The organism is Roseibium sp. AWQ4_290, from assembly GCF_056160985.1.
Genome location: NZ_JBSWYG010000019.1, coordinates 33,387 through 55,224, shown reverse-complemented (window position 1 = coordinate 55,224; position 21,838 = coordinate 33,387). Strand labels below are relative to the sequence as shown.

At 61.2% G+C, this 21,838-nt stretch carries 23 protein-coding genes; 13 read left to right on the top strand and 10 right to left on the bottom strand.

All coding sequences use genetic code 11. The features are described 5' to 3' along the window. Positions 1-120 precede the first annotated feature (120 nt). The 8 genes from ACXAH0_RS18730 to ACXAH0_RS18695 all read left to right on the top strand — a co-directional run bounded on the left by ACXAH0_RS18730 (position 121) and on the right by ACXAH0_RS18695 (position 7,491). Positions 121-1,206 carry a BMP family ABC transporter substrate-binding protein gene (locus tag ACXAH0_RS18730; protein ID WP_475194104.1) on the top strand — a complete coding sequence of 362 codons (1,086 nt, stop codon included), beginning with the start codon at positions 121-123 and terminating at the stop codon, positions 1,204-1,206. 15 nt (positions 1,207-1,221) lie between these two features. Continuing rightward, on the top strand, positions 1,222-2,727 hold the full coding sequence (locus ACXAH0_RS18725; protein WP_475194099.1) for an ABC transporter ATP-binding protein: 1,506 nt from the start codon (positions 1,222-1,224) through the stop codon (positions 2,725-2,727). Beyond that, the gene (locus ACXAH0_RS18720) at positions 2,720-3,859 is read left to right on the top strand and encodes an ABC transporter permease (RefSeq protein ID WP_475194095.1); all 1,140 of its coding nucleotides are present in this window, start codon (positions 2,720-2,722) and stop codon (positions 3,857-3,859) included. The genes ACXAH0_RS18725 and ACXAH0_RS18720 overlap by 8 nt, the downstream gene beginning before the upstream one ends. Further along, positions 3,856-4,746, top strand: a complete 891-nt coding sequence (locus ACXAH0_RS18715; protein ID WP_475194090.1) for an ABC transporter permease — start codon at positions 3,856-3,858, stop codon at positions 4,744-4,746. The genes ACXAH0_RS18720 and ACXAH0_RS18715 overlap by 4 nt, the downstream gene beginning before the upstream one ends. A gap of 37 nt (positions 4,747-4,783) precedes the next feature. Continuing rightward, on the top strand, positions 4,784-5,767 hold the full coding sequence (locus ACXAH0_RS18710; RefSeq protein WP_475194087.1) for an isopenicillin N synthase family dioxygenase: 984 nt from the start codon (positions 4,784-4,786) through the stop codon (positions 5,765-5,767). A gap of 9 nt (positions 5,768-5,776) precedes the next feature. Beyond that, on the top strand, positions 5,777-6,166 hold the full coding sequence (locus tag ACXAH0_RS18705; RefSeq protein WP_475175889.1) for a VOC family protein: 390 nt from the start codon (positions 5,777-5,779) through the stop codon (positions 6,164-6,166). Between the two features lie 88 nt (positions 6,167-6,254). Beyond that, positions 6,255-6,938, top strand: a complete 684-nt coding sequence (locus ACXAH0_RS18700) for a cysteine hydrolase family protein (RefSeq protein ID WP_475194084.1) — start codon at positions 6,255-6,257, stop codon at positions 6,936-6,938. Between the two features lie 76 nt (positions 6,939-7,014). Further along, entirely contained in the window at positions 7,015-7,491 is a 477-nt protein-coding gene (locus ACXAH0_RS18695) for an Lrp/AsnC family transcriptional regulator (protein ID WP_475175884.1), read from the top strand. Between the two features lie 57 nt (positions 7,492-7,548). On the opposite strand, the gene ACXAH0_RS18690 is transcribed toward ACXAH0_RS18695, so the two are convergent. The 10 genes from ACXAH0_RS18690 to phnF all read right to left on the bottom strand — a co-directional run bounded on the left by ACXAH0_RS18690 (position 7,549) and on the right by phnF (position 17,698). Beyond that, the gene (locus ACXAH0_RS18690; RefSeq protein WP_475175881.1) at positions 7,549-9,186 is read right to left on the bottom strand and encodes a dihydroxyacetone kinase subunit DhaK; all 1,638 of its coding nucleotides are present in this window, start codon (positions 9,184-9,186) and stop codon (positions 7,549-7,551) included. Positions 9,187-9,197: 11 nt separating this feature from the next. Further along, positions 9,198-10,193, bottom strand: a complete 996-nt coding sequence (locus ACXAH0_RS18685) for an ABC transporter ATP-binding protein (RefSeq protein ID WP_475175877.1) — start codon at positions 10,191-10,193, stop codon at positions 9,198-9,200. Continuing rightward, on the bottom strand, positions 10,186-11,283 hold the full coding sequence (locus ACXAH0_RS18680; protein ID WP_475175874.1) for an ABC transporter ATP-binding protein: 1,098 nt from the start codon (positions 11,281-11,283) through the stop codon (positions 10,186-10,188). Before ACXAH0_RS18680 ends, ACXAH0_RS18685 begins: the two co-directional genes overlap by 8 nt. 12 nt (positions 11,284-11,295) lie before the next feature. Then, a complete protein-coding gene (locus ACXAH0_RS18675) occupies positions 11,296-11,484 on the bottom strand; it encodes a hypothetical protein (RefSeq protein WP_475194078.1) in 189 nt (62 codons plus the stop codon). Continuing rightward, the gene (locus ACXAH0_RS18670; RefSeq protein WP_475194072.1) at positions 11,481-12,422 is read right to left on the bottom strand and encodes a carbohydrate ABC transporter permease; all 942 of its coding nucleotides are present in this window, start codon (positions 12,420-12,422) and stop codon (positions 11,481-11,483) included. The genes ACXAH0_RS18675 and ACXAH0_RS18670 overlap by 4 nt, the downstream gene beginning before the upstream one ends. Continuing rightward, entirely contained in the window at positions 12,419-13,366 is a 948-nt protein-coding gene (locus tag ACXAH0_RS18665) for a carbohydrate ABC transporter permease (RefSeq protein ID WP_475175864.1), read from the bottom strand. The genes ACXAH0_RS18670 and ACXAH0_RS18665 overlap by 4 nt, the downstream gene beginning before the upstream one ends. 140 nt (positions 13,367-13,506) lie before the next feature. After that, on the bottom strand, positions 13,507-14,826 hold the full coding sequence (locus tag ACXAH0_RS18660) for an ABC transporter substrate-binding protein (RefSeq protein ID WP_475194069.1): 1,320 nt from the start codon (positions 14,824-14,826) through the stop codon (positions 13,507-13,509). A gap of 255 nt (positions 14,827-15,081) precedes the next feature. After that, entirely contained in the window at positions 15,082-16,110 is a 1,029-nt protein-coding gene (locus ACXAH0_RS18655) for a LacI family DNA-binding transcriptional regulator (RefSeq protein ID WP_475194065.1), read from the bottom strand. 191 nt (positions 16,111-16,301) lie between these two features. Next, positions 16,302-16,895, bottom strand: coding sequence for a hypothetical protein (locus ACXAH0_RS18650; RefSeq protein ID WP_475194060.1), 594 nt, complete (start codon positions 16,893-16,895; stop codon positions 16,302-16,304). Positions 16,896-16,957: 62 nt separating this feature from the next. Beyond that, entirely contained in the window at positions 16,958-17,698 is a 741-nt protein-coding gene (gene phnF / locus ACXAH0_RS18645) for a phosphonate metabolism transcriptional regulator PhnF (RefSeq protein ID WP_475175851.1), read from the bottom strand. 242 nt (positions 17,699-17,940) lie between these two features. Between phnF and phnG the strand changes: the two genes are divergently transcribed. The 5 genes from phnG to phnK are packed head-to-tail and all read left to right on the top strand — an operon-like array spanning position 17,941 to position 21,832. Continuing rightward, on the top strand, positions 17,941-18,354 hold the full coding sequence (gene phnG, locus ACXAH0_RS18640) for a phosphonate C-P lyase system protein PhnG (protein ID WP_475176408.1): 414 nt from the start codon (positions 17,941-17,943) through the stop codon (positions 18,352-18,354). Continuing rightward, the gene (phnH, locus tag ACXAH0_RS18635; protein ID WP_475194057.1) at positions 18,354-18,995 is read left to right on the top strand and encodes a phosphonate C-P lyase system protein PhnH; all 642 of its coding nucleotides are present in this window, start codon (positions 18,354-18,356) and stop codon (positions 18,993-18,995) included. Before phnG ends, phnH begins: the two co-directional genes overlap by 1 nt. A 4-nt stretch (positions 18,996-18,999) precedes the next feature. Next, positions 19,000-20,121 carry a carbon-phosphorus lyase complex subunit gene (locus ACXAH0_RS18630; protein ID WP_475175845.1) on the top strand — a complete coding sequence of 374 codons (1,122 nt, stop codon included), beginning with the start codon at positions 19,000-19,002 and terminating at the stop codon, positions 20,119-20,121. Beyond that, entirely contained in the window at positions 20,118-21,047 is a 930-nt protein-coding gene (locus ACXAH0_RS18625) for an alpha-D-ribose 1-methylphosphonate 5-phosphate C-P-lyase PhnJ (RefSeq protein WP_475175841.1), read from the top strand. The genes ACXAH0_RS18630 and ACXAH0_RS18625 overlap by 4 nt, the downstream gene beginning before the upstream one ends. Continuing rightward, positions 21,044-21,832, top strand: a complete 789-nt coding sequence (gene phnK / locus ACXAH0_RS18620; RefSeq protein ID WP_475175836.1) for a phosphonate C-P lyase system protein PhnK — start codon at positions 21,044-21,046, stop codon at positions 21,830-21,832. The genes ACXAH0_RS18625 and phnK overlap by 4 nt, the downstream gene beginning before the upstream one ends. The last annotated feature ends 6 nt before the right edge of the window (positions 21,833-21,838 follow it).

The following is a 21,838-nucleotide window of genomic DNA, read 5'->3' as shown; positions in this document are numbered from 1 at the left end:
TTCGAAATATCCGAACCCTATCAAATCGCTTTTAAGGTGATTTTTCGATTTGCGCGCGTCAACCGCACGAATTCGATGAAGTGTGGGCAGATTAAAATAATCTTAGACAGGAGACCCAAAATGGAAAGACTTCGGAAGGCCGCTCTCTTTGCTGGAATTGGTGCACTCGGACTTGCCCAATTTACAGTCGGCGCATCTGCAGACTTCGCAGCTGAGGGCAACCCGAAGCCCGCTGTTATTCTCTTTGGCGATGCCAATGACGGCGGCTGGTCCCAGTCGATTGACGAGTCCCGCAAGACGCTTGAAGCCGAGCTGGGTGTGCGCATTCCCCAGGCGGAAAATATCGCTGAATCGGCAACCGCCATACGTCCGGCGGCCGAACTGTTCATTGAACGCGGCGCCAACATCATTTTGGGTTCTGCATTCGGCTATTCCGACACATTCAAGGAACTGTCCGAACAATATCCGGACACGGTTTTCATCAATCCGGCCGGCACAACCAACGGCCCCAATCTGAAAAGCATTTATGGCCGCAACTATGAAAGCCAATACCTGTGCGGCATGGTCGCCGGCGGCCTGACCAAATCCAACAAGATTGGATTTGTTGCCGCCAATCCGTTTGGTCTCGTCAACTGGACCGTCAATGCCTACCTGCTCGGCGCCCGGCAGGTGAACCCGGACGCGAACCTCTCCGTTGTCTTCACAGGCGCCTGGGCAGATCCGGTCAAGGAGCGTGCAGCGGCGGAAGCCCTGATTGAGCAGGGTGTTGACGTCATCGGCCAGCATGTGGACACCCCCACCGTTCAGGTTGTTGCCGGTGAGCATAATATCTATGGAACCGGCCACCACCGCGACCTGTCCGAATTCAGCGCCGCGACCCAATGTTCCTCCATCTGGACCTGGGACCGGTTCTTGAAGCCGGAAATTGAAAAGATCTCCGCTGGCACGTTCGAACCGGCTGAATATGGCGCTTTCCTGTCCATCAAGGACGGCCTGATCGATATCGCCTGCTGCGGTGAGGCCGTGTCCGACGAGCTGAAAGCAAAGGTGATGGCAGAACGTGACGCGATCATCGCGGGCAAGCAGATCTTCGCAGGTCCCCTGTCCGACCGGGACGGAACACAAAGGGTCAAGGACGGCGAGGTGCTATCAGACGGCGACCTTTGGAACATGGACTGGTACGTCGACGGCGTGTCCGGGCAGTAAACTGGTCACCCGCTCATGGCCAACGCACTGAGACTGAACGCTGTTTCGAAGAGCTTCGGAAGCTTCAAGGCACTTGACCAGGTGGATTTCACGGTGCGATCCGGCGAAGTCCACGCCCTTCTGGGAGAAAACGGCGCAGGCAAGTCCACATTGATGAACATTGCCTGCGGCCTTTACGCTCCCGACCATGGCAGCGTGGAAATGGACGGCAACGCCATTTCCCTGTCCGATCCCCGGGACGCGGCGGCACAGGGCATCGGCATGGTGCACCAGCACTTCAAGCTGGTGCCCGCCTTCTCGGTTCTGGAAAACCTTGTGCTGTTCAATCCCCGCCGTTCCGAACAGGAGACCGCAGACAAAGCGGAAACCCTGGCGCGTGAAATGGGCTTCGAACTCAATCTGAAACAACGGACGGACACCCTAAGCGTGGCCGAGCAGCAGCGTCTGGAGATCCTGAAAGTGCTGGTGACCGGAGCCCGCTTCCTCATTCTGGACGAGCCCACCGCTGTGCTCAGCGACCGGGAGGCCAAAGTCCTGATGGGCCTGATACGCGGTCTGGCCGATGCCGGGAGCGCTGTGATCCTGGTCACCCACAAACTGCATGAAGCTCTCCAGCACAGCGACCGGATTACGGTAATGCGGGGCGGGCGCAAGGTTGCCGAAACAGAGCCCGCAGCCATGGACCCGGTCAAACTCACCACGCTGATTGTCGGCGAACAGGTGATCGAAACACCAGCTCCGTCCCCCGCCACCGGCGCCACCCGCGTCCGCCTGTCCGAGGTGCGTGTTGCGGGCAAGGGCGGCACCAGGGGCCTCGACGGCGCCGGGTTCCGGGTGCGCTGCGGCGAAATTTATGGTGTGGCAGGCGTTTCCGGCAACGGCCAGAACGAACTGGCAGACGCCATCATGGGACTGGCAGAGGTAAACGGCGGCAGCATCGAATTTGAAGGCCATGGCGACATTGCCCCGCTTGGACCGGGGCCCCGCCGGAAGACCGGCCTGGCCGCCATTCCCGTGGACCGCTACCGCCACGGCCTCGCCGGGCGCCGCAGCGTTGCGGACAATTATGCGGTCAATGGGGTTCTTGCAGGCCGCTACGGCAGCTGGGCCTGGTTCAACCGCTCACTGGCGCGCAAACACGCCCAGAACGCCATTGTGGCCTTTGATGTCCAGGGCGTCCGCGGCATGGGCATGCGGGCCGGGCTTCTGTCCGGCGGCAATGCGCAAAAGCTTGTCATCGCCCGGGAATTTGAGAGGGAGCCGGACGTGGTGCTGGCACACAGCCCCTCCCGCGGGCTCGATATCCGGGCGGGCGCGGCCGTTCATGACCGCCTGCGGGCAGCCCGCAACCGGGGCGCCGCCGTGATCCTGATCAGTGAGGATCTTGATGAGATCTTTCTTTTGTCCGACCGCATCGGCGTCCTCTCTGCCGGGCGCATGGTCGCCGAATTTGACGCCCCGGCCGACCGGAACGAGGTGGGACAGGCCATGATTTCCCGTGACGGACTCCGGCATGACTGACCAGACAGCAAATGCGCACCCCGCCGCCAACCCAGACCAGCACACCGGTGCCGCGCCGCGCAAACGCCGGCTTCGGCTTGTCCCGCTCCTGGAAGTACGGCAGACCGTTGCCGAAAGCCATCGGGTGGTGTGCTATGGCCTCAGTCTGCTGGCGGCCTCTGCGCTCTCGGTTGGGCTGCTGGCTTCAGCGGGCGTGTCTCCTCCGGACCTGATCCGGGAAATCACAACGGTCGCCTTTTCCAGCCCCCGTGCACTCGGCTCGGTCCTGGCCCAAGCCGCGCCGCTGGCCATTGCAGGCCTGGCGACGGCGGTCGCCTTCCGGGCAAATTTCTGGAACATCGGCCTGGAAGGGCAAATGATCCTGGGAGCCATCTTTGCAACAGCGGTGGCCCTGTATGATATCGGACCGGAGCCCCTGCGCCTGCTGCTGATGGCCCTGGCGGCCATGGCCGGTGGCATCTTCTGGATCACCGGCCCGGCCCTTCTCAAACACCGCCTTGGTGTCAGCGAGGTCATTACCACCTTGCTGCTGAACTATGTGGCCTTCAACCTGCTTCTGCACCTGCTCTACGGCCCCTGGAAAGACCCGGTCAGCAGCTTTCCCCATTCAGCGCAATATGACGCCTTTGAGCGGCTGCCCCTGCTGGGCTGGCTCAATCTGACCTGGACCCTGCCGCTGGCCGCCCTTCTGGCGCTGGGGCTCTGGTGGATCCTCTCTCGCAGCCGCGTTGGCTATCTGCTTGATCTGACGAGCTCGAACACGGACATGGCCCGGGCCGTCGGCGTGCCCGTCGCCGGGCTCACCTTCGCGGCCATGCTGGCGTCCGGTGCCATTGGCGGACTGACCGGCTTTTCCATCGTGGCCGGTGTGGAATTCCGCATGACCCAGGATTTTTTCTCCGGTTATCTTTTTTCCGGCGTTCTGATTGCCTTTCTCGGCCGCAATCATCCCATCGGGGTCGTCGCAGTCGCTTTTTTCATGGCGGTTCTGTTTCTGGTTGGCCAAAGCCTGCAGGTTTTCTTTCAGGTGCCCTCCGCTCTTGTGCAGCTCGTCCAGGCACTCTTCATCCTCTGCGTGGCCGCCTCTGAATTCTTCCTCACCTACCGCATGCACTGGAGGGCCCCCGCATGACCGAGTTTCTGCTGAACTGGCTGCTCAACGTGCCCGCCTTTGCCGTGCCATTTGCCCTGGCCGCGCTCGGGCTGATCGTCAGCGAACGGGCCGGGATCCTCAATCTTGGCGCAGAAGGCTTCATGCTGGCGGGGGCCCTTGCCGGGATCGGCCTGATGATCAACGGCGCTGCGCCGGTCACGGCCCTTGGCGGTGCGGTTCTGGCGGGCAGTGCCATGGGGTTGTTTTTTGCCTTCCTCACCGCAAGCCTGCGGATCAACCATGTGATTGCTGGACTCGCCCTGGTGTTCTTCGCCGACGCGCTGACACGCTACATTGCCTCTGATGCGGGCTGGACCAACAAGGCGGTCCATGGCCTGAAACCGGTGTTTCTGGGACAGGACATTCTTGTCTGGGCGACCCCTTTCTTGTGCATGGGCTGTGCCTATCTCCTGAACCGGACACGTTTCGGACTGTCCCTGCGCGCCGTTGGCGAGAACCCGGCCGCCGCTGATGCTGCCGGCATTGACGTGACAACCACCCGCATTCTGGCACTGGTGCTGGGCTCCGCGCTGATCGGCCTTGCCGGAGGCTATCTCACAGTCGCCGTTTCCAAGATCTGGACGGGCTCTGTGGTCGGCGGGCGGGGCTGGATTGCCATCGCCCTGGTCATTTTCGCGCGCTGGCACCCCTGGCGGGCCCTGCTGGGGGCCGTTCTGTTCGGCTGTATCGAAGCGCTGATCCCGCGCATTGCAGCAACCGGCGCAGATGTTCCGCGCTACTTCCTGCAGATGACGCCCTATGTCGCGACTCTGGCAGTCATGATCTGGACCGCGACCCGCAAATCCGAGAGTGGCGCACAACCCGCAGCCCTTGGACTTCACCACATCCGGGAAGACCGCACCTGATGCCCTTTCCAAAGCCTCACACCAGGGAGTACAGCACATGATTGTCTACGAACCGCCCCATGCCGCGACCGAAATTCCGGTCATCGACCTCACGGACAGCTTTTCTGACGATTTGGACAAGCGCAAGAAAGTGGCCTGGGAAATTCACAAGGCCTGTGTCGACACCGGATTTTTCTACGTCAAGAACCATGGCATTTCCCAGGAAGACATGGACGCCCAGCTGGCTCTGGCCGCACGATTTTTCGACCTGCCGCTTGACGAGAAGATGAAGCTGGATTCCAAGAATGAGGATTCCACCCGAGGCTATGAGCCGATGGCGGCCCAGACCCTGGATGAAGGCTCCCCGCCGGATCTCAAAGAAGGGTTCATGTCCAGCGTCGATGCCGATGAAACCCACCGCTACACCCAGCTGAAAGTTCCCGGAACAGGCCGTAACCAGTGGCCGGAAAGCTTCCCTGAGTTCAAACAGGAATATGAAGCTTATACCCAGAAGGTGCTTGGACTTGGCCGGCATCTGGCCCGGATCGTTGCCTTGTCCCTGGACTTGCCGGAAGACTATTTCGATGAGAGCCTGGAAGAACCGCTGCATTACTGCCGCATCCTGAAATATCCGCCCATGCCCAAGGATGCCGCGCCGAACCAGCTTGACGCAGGCGCCCATTCCGACTGGGGTCTGCTGACCCTGCTGCTGCAGGATGATGTCGGCGGCCTTGAAGTGCGCAATGCGGACGGCCAGTGGATTTCGGCACCGCCGGTCAAGGGCACCTACATTATCAATCTGGGCGAAATGTTCCCGGTGATCACCAATGATCTTTACAAGGCGACCATGCACCGGGTGCTGAATAATACCAGCGACAAGACACGCTATTCCTGCCCGACCTTCTGCGATCCGGAATATTTCTACAAGGTGGCCTGCGCTCCCACGATCCTGGAAAAGGACGGGGCCGCGAAGTACCCGGAAATGACCGCTGGCGAACATCTGCGCGCCCAGTTTGAAAAAACCTTCGGCACGGCGGCATAGGGCGGACCCATGAATCTCCTCATGCAAGTCAGCCTGTTTTCCGAGACCTTTATCGAACTCTCGGAATTCTACCGGGATCTCTTTGATCTGGAAGAAGTTGAAAGCCTGCGCTCGGAGGTCTTCCGGGGCTATATGTCCGGCGATGTCATGATCGGCTTCAGCGCCCTGGCGGCCTATGAGATGCTGGGCCTTGAAGAGCGCAAACCCGGCGATGGTGATCAGACAGCCCTCACCTTGAAGTTTGCCTCCAAAGAGGATCTGGAAACCTGCCTGGCCAGAGCGAATGAGCGGGGCGCGACCGTTGTGAAGGACCCGTTCATGACCTATTACCACTGGTACATGGCCGTGCTGCGGGACCCGGATGGCAATGCGATCCGCCTGGCCTGCCCCACCCCGTGATCCGGCCGGGTCCTGAAGGACCCGAACATGAAGAGGCAGGGGCCTGGCGGCCCCGGCATCCCCAACCAGCAGACAGAGGACAATCCGAGTGATCAAGGCTCTTGTGTATGGCACGGAAAAAGAGATCCCTGACGATCCGTTCCGCCAATGGGTCAGCCTTGGGGACACGGCCATCATCTCCATCGACATGCATCAGGGGCATTTGTCGGAAGACCCCATGTGCCCCTGCCCTGCACCCCGGGGACGGGAAATCATTGAACCCGTCAATCAGTTTCACCGCGACGCCCGAGCGCTCGGCATCCCTGTGATCCATGTGCGCTCGATCCTGCGCAAGACCGGCGAAGACGATTTGAAAGGCCAGCACCCGGCGGCGTGGCGCTCGCTTGTTTCCCTTTATGCCGCCCCCATCCCGGGGATCGATCAACATGCCATCCAGGGATCAAAATGGACAGAATTTGCGACAGAGGTTCTGGAGACGGACCTGATTGTTGAGACCAAACGGCGCCTGTCTCCGTTCTATCCGACGGATCTGGATTTCCTGCTGCGCTCCATGGGCATCAAACGCGTCGTCCTGAATGGCGGCATGACCGATTGCTGCGTTCTGAACGCAACCTTTGATGCCTCGAACCTTGGCTACCGGGTCTGTGTGGCAGCCGATCTGGTGCGCGGGTCGAACGCGGAGATGGAAGACGCTGCGCTCAAAATGGTGTCGCTCCACACAGGTCTGGTCATGTCTTCTGAGAATATTCTTGAGGTTTGGCGCAACAGCTGACATTGACAAGCCTCCCCCAAAAAGCCATCCCTTTCAGCTCAAATCCGTAATTCAGCGATCAAAAGACCGGAATGAGATGGTAAAACTGGATCAAATTGATTGCCGTATTCTTGATGAGCTGCAACGGGATGCGGGCCAGTCCCAGCGGGAGCTGGCCGACAAGGTCGGCCTGTCGCAAAATGCCTGCTGGCGGCGCCTGAAGGCGCTGGAGGCGGCCAAGGCGATCCGCAAACACACCGTGCTGCTGAACCGGGAAAAGCTCGGCGCCGGGCTGGTAGTGATCATGATGATCCGCACCCGGCACCATTCGGCCAGCTGGCTGGCCACCTTCCGTGACCATGTCTCTTCGATCCGCGATGTGGTCGATTTCTACCGGATCGGCGGTGACTATGACTATCTCATCAAGGTGGTGACCAGCGACATGGCAAGCTACGACGCGATCTACCAGCGCCTGATTTCCGAAGTCGAGCTGGAAAACGTGACCTCCTATTTCGCCATGGAAGCCATCGAGGAACAGCGGCCCATTCCCTTCGCCCGCACGGGCAGCGCCTGAGCCGGGCCAGGCATTTTTCCGCAAATCGGGCTGGCCCCCCCTCTCTCCTCCGGGATATCAGCCAGCCAAGGCAGGCGCGGCGGCGAGTTGCTCAAACAACCGCGCCACAGCCTCCGCCCCCGGATCATTGTGGCCTGAAAGATTTGCTTCCGATACGTAACTCGCCCGGCCGGCCCGGGCCCGTGTAATACGGGACGTCGCGTCCGCCCCCTGCCGGGCTTCCCTTGCCGCCGCCTCAACCCCCTTGTCGAGGACGTTCAGCGCGGGCATCAGAGCGTCGATCATCGTCCGGTCGCCGGGCGCGGCCCCGCCAACCTGCATCACCCGGTCAAGCCCCGCCTTCAGGGCCCCAATGGCATCACGCCCGCTGGAGGAGGCATCTCCCGCCGCCGCAAAGAAGATCGCCAGCAGAACACCGGAGGAACCACCCATTGTCTGGCTCAGCTCCAAGCCGATGGCCCTGTAAAGCTGGGTCAGATCGGCAAGCGGCAACCGGTCCCGGGCCTCGATCAGGGCGCGGGCGGCTGTCGCAAGCGTGCTGCCCGTATCCCCATCCCCCGATTTGGCGTCAAGAGCGTTCAGATCGTCCTCCGCCGCAATCAGAATGTTGCAGCACCGCTCAATAAAAGCCCCCGTGCCCACGTTTTTGGACGGTAGCGGCTGGATCGGCGACAAGCCATCCGGCAAGGGGAGAACGGCAACGGGCCCCAGGGCAAGGCAGCCGGGCCAGGCCCAGGGGGCGACGGGCGCCTGAAGCAGCGCTTCCTCCGCCTTGCTGACCGGCAGCAGGGAGACGGAAAAGCCGTGCATGTCCAGCGAGGTCATCAAGGGGGCTGGGCCGACCAGCCAGCGGATCTGGCCACCGATCCGCGACTGGGTCAGCTCTTCGGCCAGAACCGACATCTCCAGCGGCGTTGTCCCGCCGAGATTGTTCAAAAGCGCCACATGCGGGCCGGGTGCAAGGGCTCCCTCCAACCGGTCGACCACCATGCCCATCGCGGTTCTGGCATTGGAAAAGGCAACCTGTTCAACACCTGCTTCCCCATGAATGCCAAGGCCGAGTTCCGCCATGCCCGGCTCGATGCGCTCTTCCTTGGGCGAACCTGGAATGGTGCAGGTGTCCAGGGACATGCCGATGGAAACGGCCCCGGCAATCACCCGCTGCGCCGCCTCCGTTACCGTGTCGAGATCCGCACCCTGATCCGCCAGCGCCCCGGTCATTTTATGCACAAACAGGGTTCCGGCAACGCCGCGGGCCTGGGGCAGATCCGGAAGGGCCACATCATCATCCACGATCACCATATTCACCTTCAGGCCGAAGGCCCGGGCCCGCTCCACCGCAAGGCCGAAATTCAGCCGGTCGCCGGTGTAGTTCTTGACAATGACCAGACATCCAGCCTTGCCCGTGACCGCTAAAATGCCCGCCAGCACGGCATCAACCGAAGGTGAGGCAAAGACTTCTCCGCACACTGCCGCCGTCAGCATGCCTTGACCGACAAATCCGGCATGGCTCGGCTCATGCCCCGAGCCGCCACCGGACACCAGCGCCACTTTCGACTTGTCCCAGTCGTTGCGAACCACCACCTTGATATGCGGATACCCGTCCAGCCGCGCCAGACGCCCCCCGGCCGTGCGCAAGGCCCCGTCAATGGCTTCAGTGACGAGTTTGTCCTTTGAGTTGATGAACTGCTTCATGTTCCCTCTCCTCAGGTCAGGCGAACGCCGCTGGCGTCGAAGAAAAGCGGATTGTGCGGTTGAATGGCGATCATGTCGCCGGGCTCAAGATCCATATGCGGATCCGACAGGGTGACGACCTCGTGGCCCTCAAGGGTCAGATGCAGACGGGTCTGATCCCCCAGATGCTCAACCCGCCGCACGGTCGACGGCTTGCCGTCCCCGGTCTTGATATGTTCAGGCCGCAAGCCGATCCGGGACGCCCCTGAAGGGGCCCCTGCAAACAGATCTGCCGGCAGAATATTGATTCTCGGCTGCCCCAGCCGGCCTGCCACATAAAGATTGACCGGGTTCTCGTAAATCTCGCGCGGCGTGCCGAACTGCACCAGCTTGCCCTGATCCAGTACCCCCACATGAGTGGACATGGTCATCGCCTCGATCTGATCATGGGTGACATAAAGCAGCGTTGCGCCCAGATTGGCCTGAATGCGCTTCAACTCGATCCGCAGATCCGAGCGCAGCTTTGCGTCCAGGGAGCTGAGCGGCTCGTCCATCAAATAGATATTCGGGTCGCGGACCAGCGCCCGTCCAATGGACACACGCTGCATTTCCCCGCCGGACAGAGCGGTCGCCCGGTTGTTGAGCTTGTGGGAGATCCTGAGAACCTCGGCAACGTCCCCCACCTTGCGCTCGATTTCCGCCTCAGCGGTTTTCAGGAGCGGCGAGCGCAGAGGAAAGGCCAAATTGTCCCGGACGCTCATATGAGGATAGAGCGAATATTGCTGGAACACCATGGCCACATTGCGCTGGGCCGGGGTTTCCCCGGCAACGGACCGTCCGGCAATGACCACGTCGCCTTCATCCGGCTCTTCCAGGCCGGAAATCAAGCGCAGGATCGTGGTCTTGCCCGCCCCGGTCGGCCCCAGCAGGGTTACAAAGGCCCCGTTGGGTATGGTCATGGAAACAGCGTCCACGGCCACTGTCTCACCGAAAGTCTTGGACAGATTGCTCAGACGCACTTCAGACATGGGACAGCACTCCCTCATTGAGCGCAGAGCGCAACGCCCGGCCGGTCTGATTGTCAAACAAGGTGGCCCTCGCCCCGTTAAAGGCCAGCCCGACCGTCTCGCCGGGCCGGGCCGGCTGGCTGGAGGCAATCCGGGCTTTCAGCTCCCCGCCCGCCGTCTTCAGCGTGACAATCTGGGTCGTGCCGAGATATTCGGCCGCGACCACCTCTCCTCTTGTGTCGCCATCATCGCGCAGGGCGATCTGTTCCGGGCGGATGCCATAGACAAGATCGCCTTCAAAGGGTTCTCGGACCATCGGCACCGCAAGATCCACATGATGCAGTTTCACGCTGGACATGCCCGGATGCACCTCTCCATGAAAGCGCAGAAAATTCATGGCGGGCGAACCGATGAAATCGGCCACGAACATGGTCGCGGGCTTGTCGTAGATATCCTGCGGCGTGCCGAACTGCTCAATGACGCCGTGGTTCATGACGACAATCTTGTCGCCCATCTGCATGGCTTCCAGCTGGTCATGGGTCACATAGACCGTCGTTGCGCCCATCCTGTCGTGCAGGGCACGCAACTCCTCGGCCATGCGCTCGCGGAATTCAGCATCCAGCGCCCCGAGCGGCTCGTCCATCATGAAAGCTTTCGGCTCGCGCACAATGGCCCGCCCCAGCGCCACCCGCTGCCGGTCGCCGCCGGACAGGCCGCTCACCGGCCGGTCCAAAATGTCCTCAATCCCCAGAATGCGGGCAACCTCGGCCACCTTCTCCCGGACCCGGGCTTTTCCCATGCCCTGGCTGACCAGCGGATAGCTGATATTGCGCCGGACATTCATATGCGGATAGAGCGCGAACATCTGAAAGACAAAGGCAATGTCGCGCTGGCGCGCGGGCCTCTGGCCTACTTCCTCATTGTCGATATAGATCTCGCCCGATGTGGGCAGCTCCAGTCCGGCAATCATGCGCAAGGTGGTGGTCTTGCCGCAGCCCGACGGGCCCAGCAGCATGAAGAACTCGCCATCCTCGATCTTGAATGAGGACGACTGGACGGCGGTGAAGTCGCCGAACTCCTTGCAGAGATTGTTGATCACGATCTCAGCCATGGGGCCTGCCTCTCACTCCCGGAAATGGCTGACAACGATGAACATCACCGTGCCCGTCAGCGTCACAATGAACGAATAGGTGTAGGCCCACAGCGCAACCGGCTGCATCAGCATGATCACTCCGAGGGCAATCAGGATGGAGGCCAGCATTTCCCAGGGCCCGCGCCGCAAGCGCATCAATCCGTTTAAGAACTGGCTCATTTGCGCACCGCTCCAAAGGTGATGCCGCGCAGCAGGTGTTTGCGCAGCAGGATCGTGAAGACCATGACCGGCACCAGGAACAGGGTCGCCCCGGCGGCCACCGCCGGCCAGTCCTGGCCGCCAACACCGATGATGGTCGGAATGAAGGGCGGCGCGGTCTGGGCTGTGCCGGAGGTCAGGAGCACGGCAAAGGCATATTCATTCCAGGAAAAGATCAGGCAGAAGATGGCGGTCGAGGCAATGCCCGTTGCCGCCTGGGGCAGCACCACCTTGCTGAAGGCCTGAAAGCGGGTGTAGCCGTCAATCAGCGCCGCCTCTTCATATTCGCGCGGGATCTCGTCCATGAAGCCTTTCAGCAGCCAGACCGCCAGCGAGATATTGACCGCCGTATAGAGCAGGATCATGCCCAGATGGGTGTCGGACAGGCCCAGCGTGCGGAACATCAGGAAGATCGGAATGGCCACTGCAATCGGCGGCATCATCCGGGTCGAGAGGATGAAGAACAGAAGATCGTCCTTGAGGGGCACCTTGAACCGGGAAAAGGCATAAGCGGCCAGCGTGCCCAGGAACACGGACAGGAAGGTGGAGCCAAAGCCGATGATGACCGAATTCAAAAACCGCTCGCCATAGCGGGACGGCCCGGCAATCACCATGTCCCGGTTGCGCACGATGGCCTCATACCAGGTGGCAGGCGGCGGCAACGCCTCAAGCTGCTCCGGCGAAACCCTGGTGCGGGTCGTGAACAGGTTCACATAGCCTTCCAGCGACGGTTCAAACTGCACTTTGGGCGGATAGGCGATTGCATCCACCGGCGACTTGAACCCGGTCGTGAGGATCCAGAGCAGAGGCAGCAGGGTGATTGCCGCATAAAGGGCTACCAAGACCCCGGCCAGCCATTTTTGCGGCGCCGAGGGTTCGGTAATGGAATAGCTGCTCATCTTTCCTTCACCTTGTTCAAGGCTTTCACATAGATCGATGCCAGGCCGAAAACGGTCACGAACAGGATGATCGCGTAGGCAGACGCATAGCCCGTGCGCCATTTCTCAAAGGCTTCGCGTTTCAGATTGATGGAGGTGAGTTCGGTCACCGAGCCGGGGCCGCCGCCGGTCAGCTGCACCACCAGATCGAACATCTTGAAATTCTCAATGCCCCGGAACAGCACCGCCAGCATCAGGAAGGGCAGCACCATGGGAAGCGTGATTGTCCAGAACTGCCGCCATTGGCTGGCCCGGTCGATCTCCGCCGCTTCGTAAATATAGTCGGGGATGGAGCGCAGCCCGGCGAGGCAGATCAGCATCACAAAGGGCGTCCACATCCAGGTGTCCACAATCACGATGGACCAGGGAGCAAGGCTCACGTCACCAATCATCTGAAAGGACGACGGATCGATCCCGGTCAGGAAGGAAATCCCGTAATTGAACAGGCCGATCTGCGGCTGGTAGAGAAAGGTCCAGAAATTACCCACCACCGCCGGGGACAGCATCATCGGCAGCACAATCAAGGTGGTCCAGAGGTCATTGCCCTTGAATTTCCGGTTGATCAGCCAGGCCAGGGTGAATCCGATCAGGACCTGCAGGACAATCGTCCAGAACAGGAAATGAGCCGTCGCCTGCATGGTCAGCCAGATGTCTTCATCGGTCAGGATGCGCTCATAGTTGCGCAGGCCGATATAATCGACCTCCCGGTTGGGCCGGTTGGCGCGAAAATTGGTGAAACTCAGATTGATGGTCCAGATCAGCGGGAAAATATTGACGGCGAGCAGCAGAAAGATGGTCGGCAGAACAAACAGCCAGGCAATGGCCCGATCGCTCAGCCCGCGCAATTTGGCCGCAACTAAAGTCGGCGTCGCTTTGGCCACGCGGTCAATCGAAGTCTCTGACATGGGGTGCCCACTTGTTCACGGGTAGAAGATCCAGGTCATCCGGCGGACAGGAGGGACGGGATGCCCCCGGTCCCGCCCGCCGGAAACTGGTGCTCTCAGGCCTCCGGCCACAGGGACCGGCCACCTGAGCGGCGCCGCCTTTAAAGCTTGCCTTCGTCCTCGAAGACTTCAGTCCAATCTTCGATCAGCTTGTCGAGCGCTTCCTGAGCCGTGCCCTGATCGGCCACCACATAGTCATGCAGGCGTTTTTGCATCGCCAGCAGCAGCTCCGCGTAAGCAGGCTCTTGCCAGAAATCCATCACCCCATCCATGGCCAGCAGAAAATCGGCCGCAAAGGGCGCGCTATCGGCAAAGTTCGGATCATTGAGGACGCTGACATGGCAGGAATAGCCGCCGAGATCCCACCACTTCTTCTGGACATCGGGCTGGGCGAACCATTTGATATATTCCAGGGCGGCGTCCTTCTTGTCGGAACAGGCCACCACGGAAATTCCCTGTCCGCCAAGGGTTGAAGCCTCTTTCAGCTGACCCGGATTGACGAAGAACCCGATCTTGTCACCGCCCACATCCGGATCCGCATAAAGACCGGGGAAGAAGGCGAACCAGTTCATGGCCATGGCCACCTGGCCGGATTTGAACGCATCCAGCGACTGTTCCATGTAACTGTCAGTGTAGCCCGGAGGGGTCGAGGTCTTGTAGAGCTCCTTGTAGAATTCCAGCCCGGCGACCGCCTCAGGCGAATTGACAGCACCTTCCATGTCGTATTTGCCCGGCGTGTTCTCATATTTGAAGCCGAACGGATACATGGCGCTGGTCGCGCCCATGGTGATGCCTTCCGAGCCGCGCTCGGTGAAGATCGCAACGCCATAGCGTTTCTGGCCGTCAATTTCCCGGCCCTGGAAGAATCTGGCGACTTCCAGCAGCTCCATCTGGGTTTTCGGCGGGGTCAGATCGCGGCCATGTTCAGACTTGAAGGCTTGCTGGATCTCCGGCTTTTCAAACCAGTCCTTGCGGTAGAACCAGCCATTGGCATCGCCCATGGCCGGCAGCGCATAGTAGTTTGGTGTGCCCTTGGGCCAGGTGGAATAGGCATAGACGGTTGCGGGTGCAAAATCGTCCATGCTGATCTCTTCTTTCTCGAAAAAGTCGTTCAGCTTGACGTAATGGCCATTTTCCGCACCGCCGCCGATCCACTGGCTGTCGCCGATCAGCAGATCACACAATTTGCCGCCGGAATTGAGTTCATTCAGCATCCTGTCGGCGAAATTCGGCCAGGGCACGAATTCGAATTTCATCGTATGCCCGGACTGGGCCTCAAATTCCTTGGACAATTCCACAAGCGCATTGGCCGGGTCCCAGGCCGCCCAACACAGGGTGAGTTCATCGGCCTTGGCTTGAGACAAGCCGAGCCCGGTCGCCGCCACAAGAGCGGACGCCGCGAGTCGTGTCGCAGTTTTCATCGCTGATTTCCTCCCGAAAAGGTCGCGCGCCGGGGCTAGCCGGGCGGCAGCACTCCTCCAAGTGCAGGATCAGCCTATTTGACATACGTATATCAAGTCAATCAAAAAACTGACATACGTCTTTCTTCTTTCGGCAAAAACGAATTCAGACCGTTACAGACGCTGCGTCAAAACAAAAGAATCCAGCCGCAGAGTCACCAGGCCGGACGGCACATCAATGCATTGGAAGACAAGGCACCCTGAGGCCAGCAGAGATCAATAAAGATTTTCACGCAAGACGATCTCGATGCGGATCTGCTCCTGCGCCGCATAGATATCAGCATCATCGCATTTGGCCCTCAGCACCCGGAGGGCACTGCGCGCCAGATGGCCGACATTCTGAACGATGACGGCATCCAGCTCCCCGTCGATCAGGCCCTGTCGGGTAACAGAAGTCAGGTCATGGGCAAGGACCACGAGATCCCGCCCGGCACCGTGGGTCCGCAAAGCATCCAGCATGGCCGCATTGCCCGAGCCCATGGAATAGACCGCCTTTAGGTCTCCATGGGTGTCCAGCGCCCGCTTCAGCGTCAAGCCGATGCGCTGCGGGTCATCATGGAATTCGATGGTCGGCAGGGCTTTCAGAGCGGGAAAGTCCCGGGACAGGACCTCATCCAGACCAAAGCGCCGCTCGATACTGTCCCGTGCCACCATGGAATTGGTGGCAACCAGAATGCAACCGGTCTCCCGCCGCAGAAACCGGCCCAGCAGCGCGCCCGCCGTCTGGCCGGCTGAAAAATTGTCAATGCCGACAAAGTGATCGCACCGGGAATTTGGCAGGTCGGAGACCAGCGCCACCACATAGACCCCCGCGCTTTTCAGATGGGCAATGGCATCACGCACCTGGGGCGTTTCCGGCACCATGAGCGCCACCCCGTCGAGCCGGGTCAGATCCAGCGATTTCAGCCGTTTGACGATGGCATGGGGATCGGCAGCATTGACCTCAAGCAAGGCCACATCGGCCCGGTCGGTCACCTGGGCCCCGGCCGCTTCGCGGACCGCAGCGGCAACGGATTCGACAAAATGGTTTGGCCCGTCCGGCAACACGAAAACAAAGTTATAGCGGCGCTTTTTGGCCAGATTGGCGGCATTCGTGTCACGCACATACCCGAGCTTGCGGACCGCTTCCTTGACCCGCTCGGCATTTTTCGGCCGCACATCCGCCCGCCCGTTCAACACCCTGTCGACGGTGGACAGGCTCACGCCCGCCTCACGTGCAATGTCATGGACTGTCGGTTTCACCATTCATCTCCCGCCGCCCGCCAATCTGAAGCGGCCAGCTGACACACGTCAATCAAAATAAACGAAAGCAGCCCGTTACCCCGTGATTTTTAAGGAAATTCATGGGGTTATGGTGAAGAAGACCAGGGTGAAAACTCTGGTTCGGCAGATTATCCTCCCACTTACCGCCCCCTCTGGGCGAACAAACCTCCACCTCATCTGCAAAGATAGTCCGCAACCGGACCATCGACCCACAGCTGGACTTCAATGTATTTTTCAAAGGGCCGTGCCTCGTAGCCTTGATAATCCTCGTCTGCCCGGCCATCCGGCAGGCCGTAGCGGGAAACCAGTTCGGGCAACTCTTCCAAGAGGAACACCTTGCCGTGATAGGGCTGAACCTGCTGGGGCGGCAGTCCAAAATCCGGGCCGAAGCCCATGGAGATGAAACTGTCCGGATAGGTGACACTGACACACCCTTCAGGCAGGGACCGCCAGTCGAGCGTGACGCAGCCCGTATCCGGATAAAGTCCTGCAAACCAGGGACAGGTGCCAAGAATGAAATAATACGGCGATGCCCGCTCCGGCCGCCCGCCCCGCGCCTTGAAAAGGGTCCGCAGCTTCTCTTCCGTGCGGGCGCGGAACGCCATATAGGCGCTGCCGAACACCCGGCGGAAGGCGGGATTTTGCAGCTTTCGCTGCCGCAGCCGGTCAAGAACCCCGTCCAGAGCCTCCGGCCCCAGATCTGAAAGGTTCTGGAAAGGCCGGTCCGAGCGGGAGTAATAGTGGGTGATGTGCTCAGGCAGGTTCATGGGCACGGGTCCCTGACGAAAAGGCGGTTCGAGAACATCGTGCGATAAGTCTGCCCGAGGCTCTAAACCAATCCGTTCACCACCAGCTGGATCCGGTCGGCGGCGGCACAGCCACGGGTGAACTGGAGCGGGCGGCCGGACATGTCCAGGTTGATGCTTTCCAGCACCAGAACCGGCTGGCCCAAGGGGATACCCAGCTGCTGTGCGTCCTGAGCCTCGACCAGTTCGGCGGTGATGCGGGTTTCCTTGCGCTGGTAGTCGTCAATACCCGCTGCCTTCAAGGCGGCCGTAATCGAGCCGCTCTGGGCATAGTCATTTACGAAATTGGGCACCCGCGCCTGCTCGAACCAGCTGCTGCCCACGATCATCGGCACGCTGTCGGCCACCCGCAGCGTTCTGACGCGGATCAGTATGGTGCCCAGTGGCACGTCCAGGTGATGGGCCAGAAGCGCATCCGCCTCTTCCAGGGCCGAGCCGATCAGCCGGCCGCTCGGCGCCCGGTCCTGGCCGGAGACAATCTCGGAAAAGCGCGTGCGCGGGCCAATCGGATAGCTGAGCGGGGCGGAGGCCACAAAAGTGCCCCGGCCCTGGTCTGCCCGCAAGATGCCTTCCGCCGTAAGCGCGGCAATCGCCCGCCGGACCGTGTGCCGGTTCACACCGAAGCGCAGGGCCAGCTCGGATTCCGGCGGCAGACGGCTGCCGGTCTCGAAACCGCCGCTGACAATTTCAGCCTTCAGCGTTTCCATGATCTGGCGCCAGACGGCAATGCCTGCGCTGCGGTCGAGAATAGTGGTGGTCGTCATGCCTCCGTCATCAAATTTCGCTACCAAAGAGTCAACAGGATTATTTGTATAGACAAATAGACATTATGTCGTTATGAGATGTCTCTGCAAGCTCCCGCACACCCCCTCTCCTGACCGCCAGCACAAAGGCGCGACACATGACCGACACGTTCTCTCCCACAGGATCTCCCCCCAACAGCACGGCGGATGCGCCCGCATCTTCCGGCTCCGCCAGCCCTGCGCATTCAGAGCGCCAAAAGATCATGGCAACGCTTGCAGCTGCCCCGCCGGCCGCCCTTGCCGAACGGTTTGATACCCTCGCCCCACCCGCCTTTGAAATGGTGCGCCCACCCGAGACCGGTCTTGTCATGGTGCGCGGCCGCATGGGCGGCACCGGCAGCCCGTTCAACCTGGGCGAAGTTACCGTGACCCGCTGCGTGGTGCGCCTTGAGAGCGGCGAGACCGGCAGCGCCTACAGTCTCGGGCGCAACAAGGAAAAGGCGGTTCAGTCCGCGATCATCGACGCCCTGTGGCAGCACGAGGACACCCGCCGCACCGTTGAAGAATTGGTGATCGCACCGCTGGCCGTCACCGAGGCGGACGCGAAAGAGACGGTGCGCCAGGAAACCGAAGCCACCAAGGTCAACTTCTTCACCATGGTCCGGGGAGACAATTGATGAGCCTGTCACAAACATCCGCTCCAAACGCGGGAGCAACTCCGGCCCTCGCCCCCGGCTTTGCCGATCCGGTACATGACGCGCAAAGCTGTTTCCGCGCGGTCATGAGTGCCATGGCACGGCCCGGCGCCACCCAGCCGCTGAACACCTGCGCGCTGACCCCGCCGGCCCCGCTGACGGCCACAGCCGCCGCCATCGTGCTGACCTTGTGCGACTATGACACGCCGCTCTGGCTGGATCGGCCCCTGATGCAGTCGGAACCGGTGAAGGCGTTTTTGCGCTTTCACACGGGCGCCCCGATTGTCAGCGAACCGGTCGAGGCCGCCTTTGCCCTGTTCAGCCACCCGGCAGCGATGGTGCCCCTGGCCAGCTTCAATCAGGGGTCGCCGGAATATCCGGACCGCTCAACCACACTGATCCTGACCGGTCAGGACCTCAACGCGGCGCCCGCCGTCACCCTGGACGGCCCCGGCCTGAAAACTCCCGCCCCCTTTGGAAGCGGCCCGGTACCACCGGTGTTCTGGGATCAGGTGGCAGCCAACACCCGCCAGTTCCCAAGGGGCGTTGACCTGATTTTTGCAGGCACCGGCGAAATAGCGGCCCTGCCCCGTTCCACCCGCACCACACCTCTGGAGGCCTGAACCCATGTATGTTGCCGTCAAGGGGGGCGAAACAGCCATCCGCAACGCCCACAAGCTGCTCGACAAGCGCCGCCGGGGCGACACGTCCATTCCCGCACTCACGCTCGAGCAGATTGCACAGCAGCTTTCCCATTCCGTCGCCCGGGTCATGGGGGAAGGCTCGCTTTATGACGAGACCCTGGCCGCACTGGCGATCAAACAGGCCCGGGGTGACCTGATCGAGGCCGCTTTCCTGATGCGGGCTTACCGCACCACCCTGCCCCGGTTCGGCTACAGCCAGCCGGTCGACACGGCCAAGATGCTGATCGAACGGCGGGTGTCGGCCACCTACAAGGACCTGCCCGGCGGACAGGTGCTCGGCCCGACCTTTGACTACAGCCACAGGCTGCTGGATTTTGCCCTTGCGGCCGAAGATGACGGCGCAGAGCGGCCTGTGGAGACAACAGAACAGACGGACACGGCCATGCCGCGCGTCTCCGATCTGCTTGGCGATGAGGGCTTGATGGAAACCGACCCCGTGAGCGATGAAAGCGCACCGGTCGGCGACCTCACCCGTGAGCCCCTCGCCTTTCCCGCGGACCGGGACCTGAGGCTGCAGAACCTCGCCCGGGGCGATGAAGGCTTTCTCTTGGCCCTCGCCTATTCCACCCAGCGCGGCTATGGCCGCACCCACCCATTTGCCGGGGAAATCCGCTATGGCGAGGTGGAAGTGGAGTTCTTTGCCGAAGAGCTTGGCTTTGCCGTCACCCTTGGCACCATCAAGGTGACCGAGTGCCAGATGGTCAACCAGTTCCAGGGCTCGGCCCAGGCCGCCCCCGCTTTCACACGGGGCTATGGCCTCGTCTTCGGTCAGGTGGAACGCAAGGCCATGTCCATGGCCATGGTCGACCGGTCGATGCGCTGGCAGGAACTGGGCGAAGAACCGTCCGCACCCGCCCAGGACGTTGAATTTGTCCTCTCCCATTCCGACAACATCCAGGCGACCGGCTTCGTCGAACACCTGAAGCTGCCCCATTATGTGGACTTCCAGGCCGAACTCGGCCTCGTCCGGCAAATGCGCGCCGAATGGTTTGAAAAACGCCGCCAAGAGAGTGAAGACGATACCAGCCAGGAGGCCGCAGAATGAACGACACGGCTCAGATCTTTGATCAGGGCGAATATAATTTCGCCTATCTCGATGAACAGACCAAACGCATGATCCGAAGAGCAATCCTGAAGGGGATCGCAATCCCCGGCTATCAGGTGCCCTTTGCCAGCCGGGAAATGCCGATGCCCTATGGCTGGGGCACCGGCGGGGTGCAAGTGACCGCCGCGATCCTGGGCAAATCCGACTGCCTGAAGATGATCGACCAGGGCTCGGACGACACCACCAACGCAGTGTCCTTGCGCGGTTTCTTTGAAAAGACTGCCGGCATCAGGACCACCTATGAGACCTCGGAAGCCACGGTGATCCAGACCCGCCACCGCATTCCGGAAAAAGATCTCACCGAAGACCAGATCCTTGTCTTTCAGGTGCCGATCCCCGAGCCGCTGCGCTTTCTGGAGCCCCGGGAAAGCGAAACCCGCAAGATGCATGCCCTGGCTGACTACGGCTTGATGCATGTGAAGCTTTATGAAGACATTGCCAAGAACGGCCACATCGCCACCACCTATGACTATCCGGTGAAGGTGAATGACCGCTATGTGATGGACCCCTCGCCCACACCGAAATTCGACAATCCGAAGATCGATGAGATGGCCGCGCTGCAGCTTTACGGCGCGGGCCGGGAAAAACGCATCTATGCGATCCCGCCCTACACCAAGGTGAAGAGCCTCGACTTTGAGGACTATCCGTTCGAGGTCCAGACATTCGACAAGCCCTGCGGCCTGTGCGGCGCCCGGAATGTCTATCTGGACGAGGTCATTCTCGATGACCGGGGCGGACGCATGTTCGTCTGTTCCGACAGTAACCATTGCGAAGAGCGGCGTGCTGCCGGCCATCGCGGTCCCATGGCCGCCGACCCGGCTGCGACCCAGATCGCCGGAGCGGCGCCGCAGGAGGATCGTATATGAGCCTGTTTCAAGCCGAAGACCCGCTGCTGCAGGTACACAAGGTCACCCGCTATTATGGTGACCGGATCGGGTGCCGGGAGGTCTCCTTCGACCTGTGGCCCGGCGAAGTGCTGGCCATTGTCGGCGAGAGCGGCTCGGGCAAGACCACCTTGCTCAACTGCCTGTCCACCCGCCTTGCGCCGACGGCCGGCGCCATTGAATACCGCTTGCGCGACGGCACCATGCGCAATCTCTATGAGCTGAGCGAGGCCGAGCGCCGTCTGCTGATGCGCACGGATTGGGGCTTTGTTCACCAGAACGCTGCCGACGGCCTGCGCATGAACGTGTCGGCCGGGGCCAATGTGGGCGAGCGGCTGATGGCCATTGGCGACCGCCACTACGGCAAGATCCGCGCGACGGCCGATGACTGGCTTGGCCGGGTGGAAATCGAGAGCGACCGGATCGATGATGACCCCCGCTCCTTTTCCGGCGGCATGCGCCAGCGCCTGCAGATCGCCCGGAACCTGGTGACCCGCCCGCGCCTTGTCTTCATGGACGAGCCGACCGGCGGGCTGGATGTCTCCGTTCAGGCCCGGCTTCTGGACCTGCTGCGCCGGCTGGTGGCCGATCTCGGCCTGTCGGTGGTGATCGTCACCCACGATCTGGCGGTCGCCCGTCTCCTCTCCCACCGGATCATGGTCATGCGCCACGGCAACGTGATCGAGGCCGGGCTGACCGATCAGGTGCTGGACGACCCGCGCGAACCCTATACCCAGCTCCTCGTCTCTTCCATTCTTCAGGTTTGAGGAAGG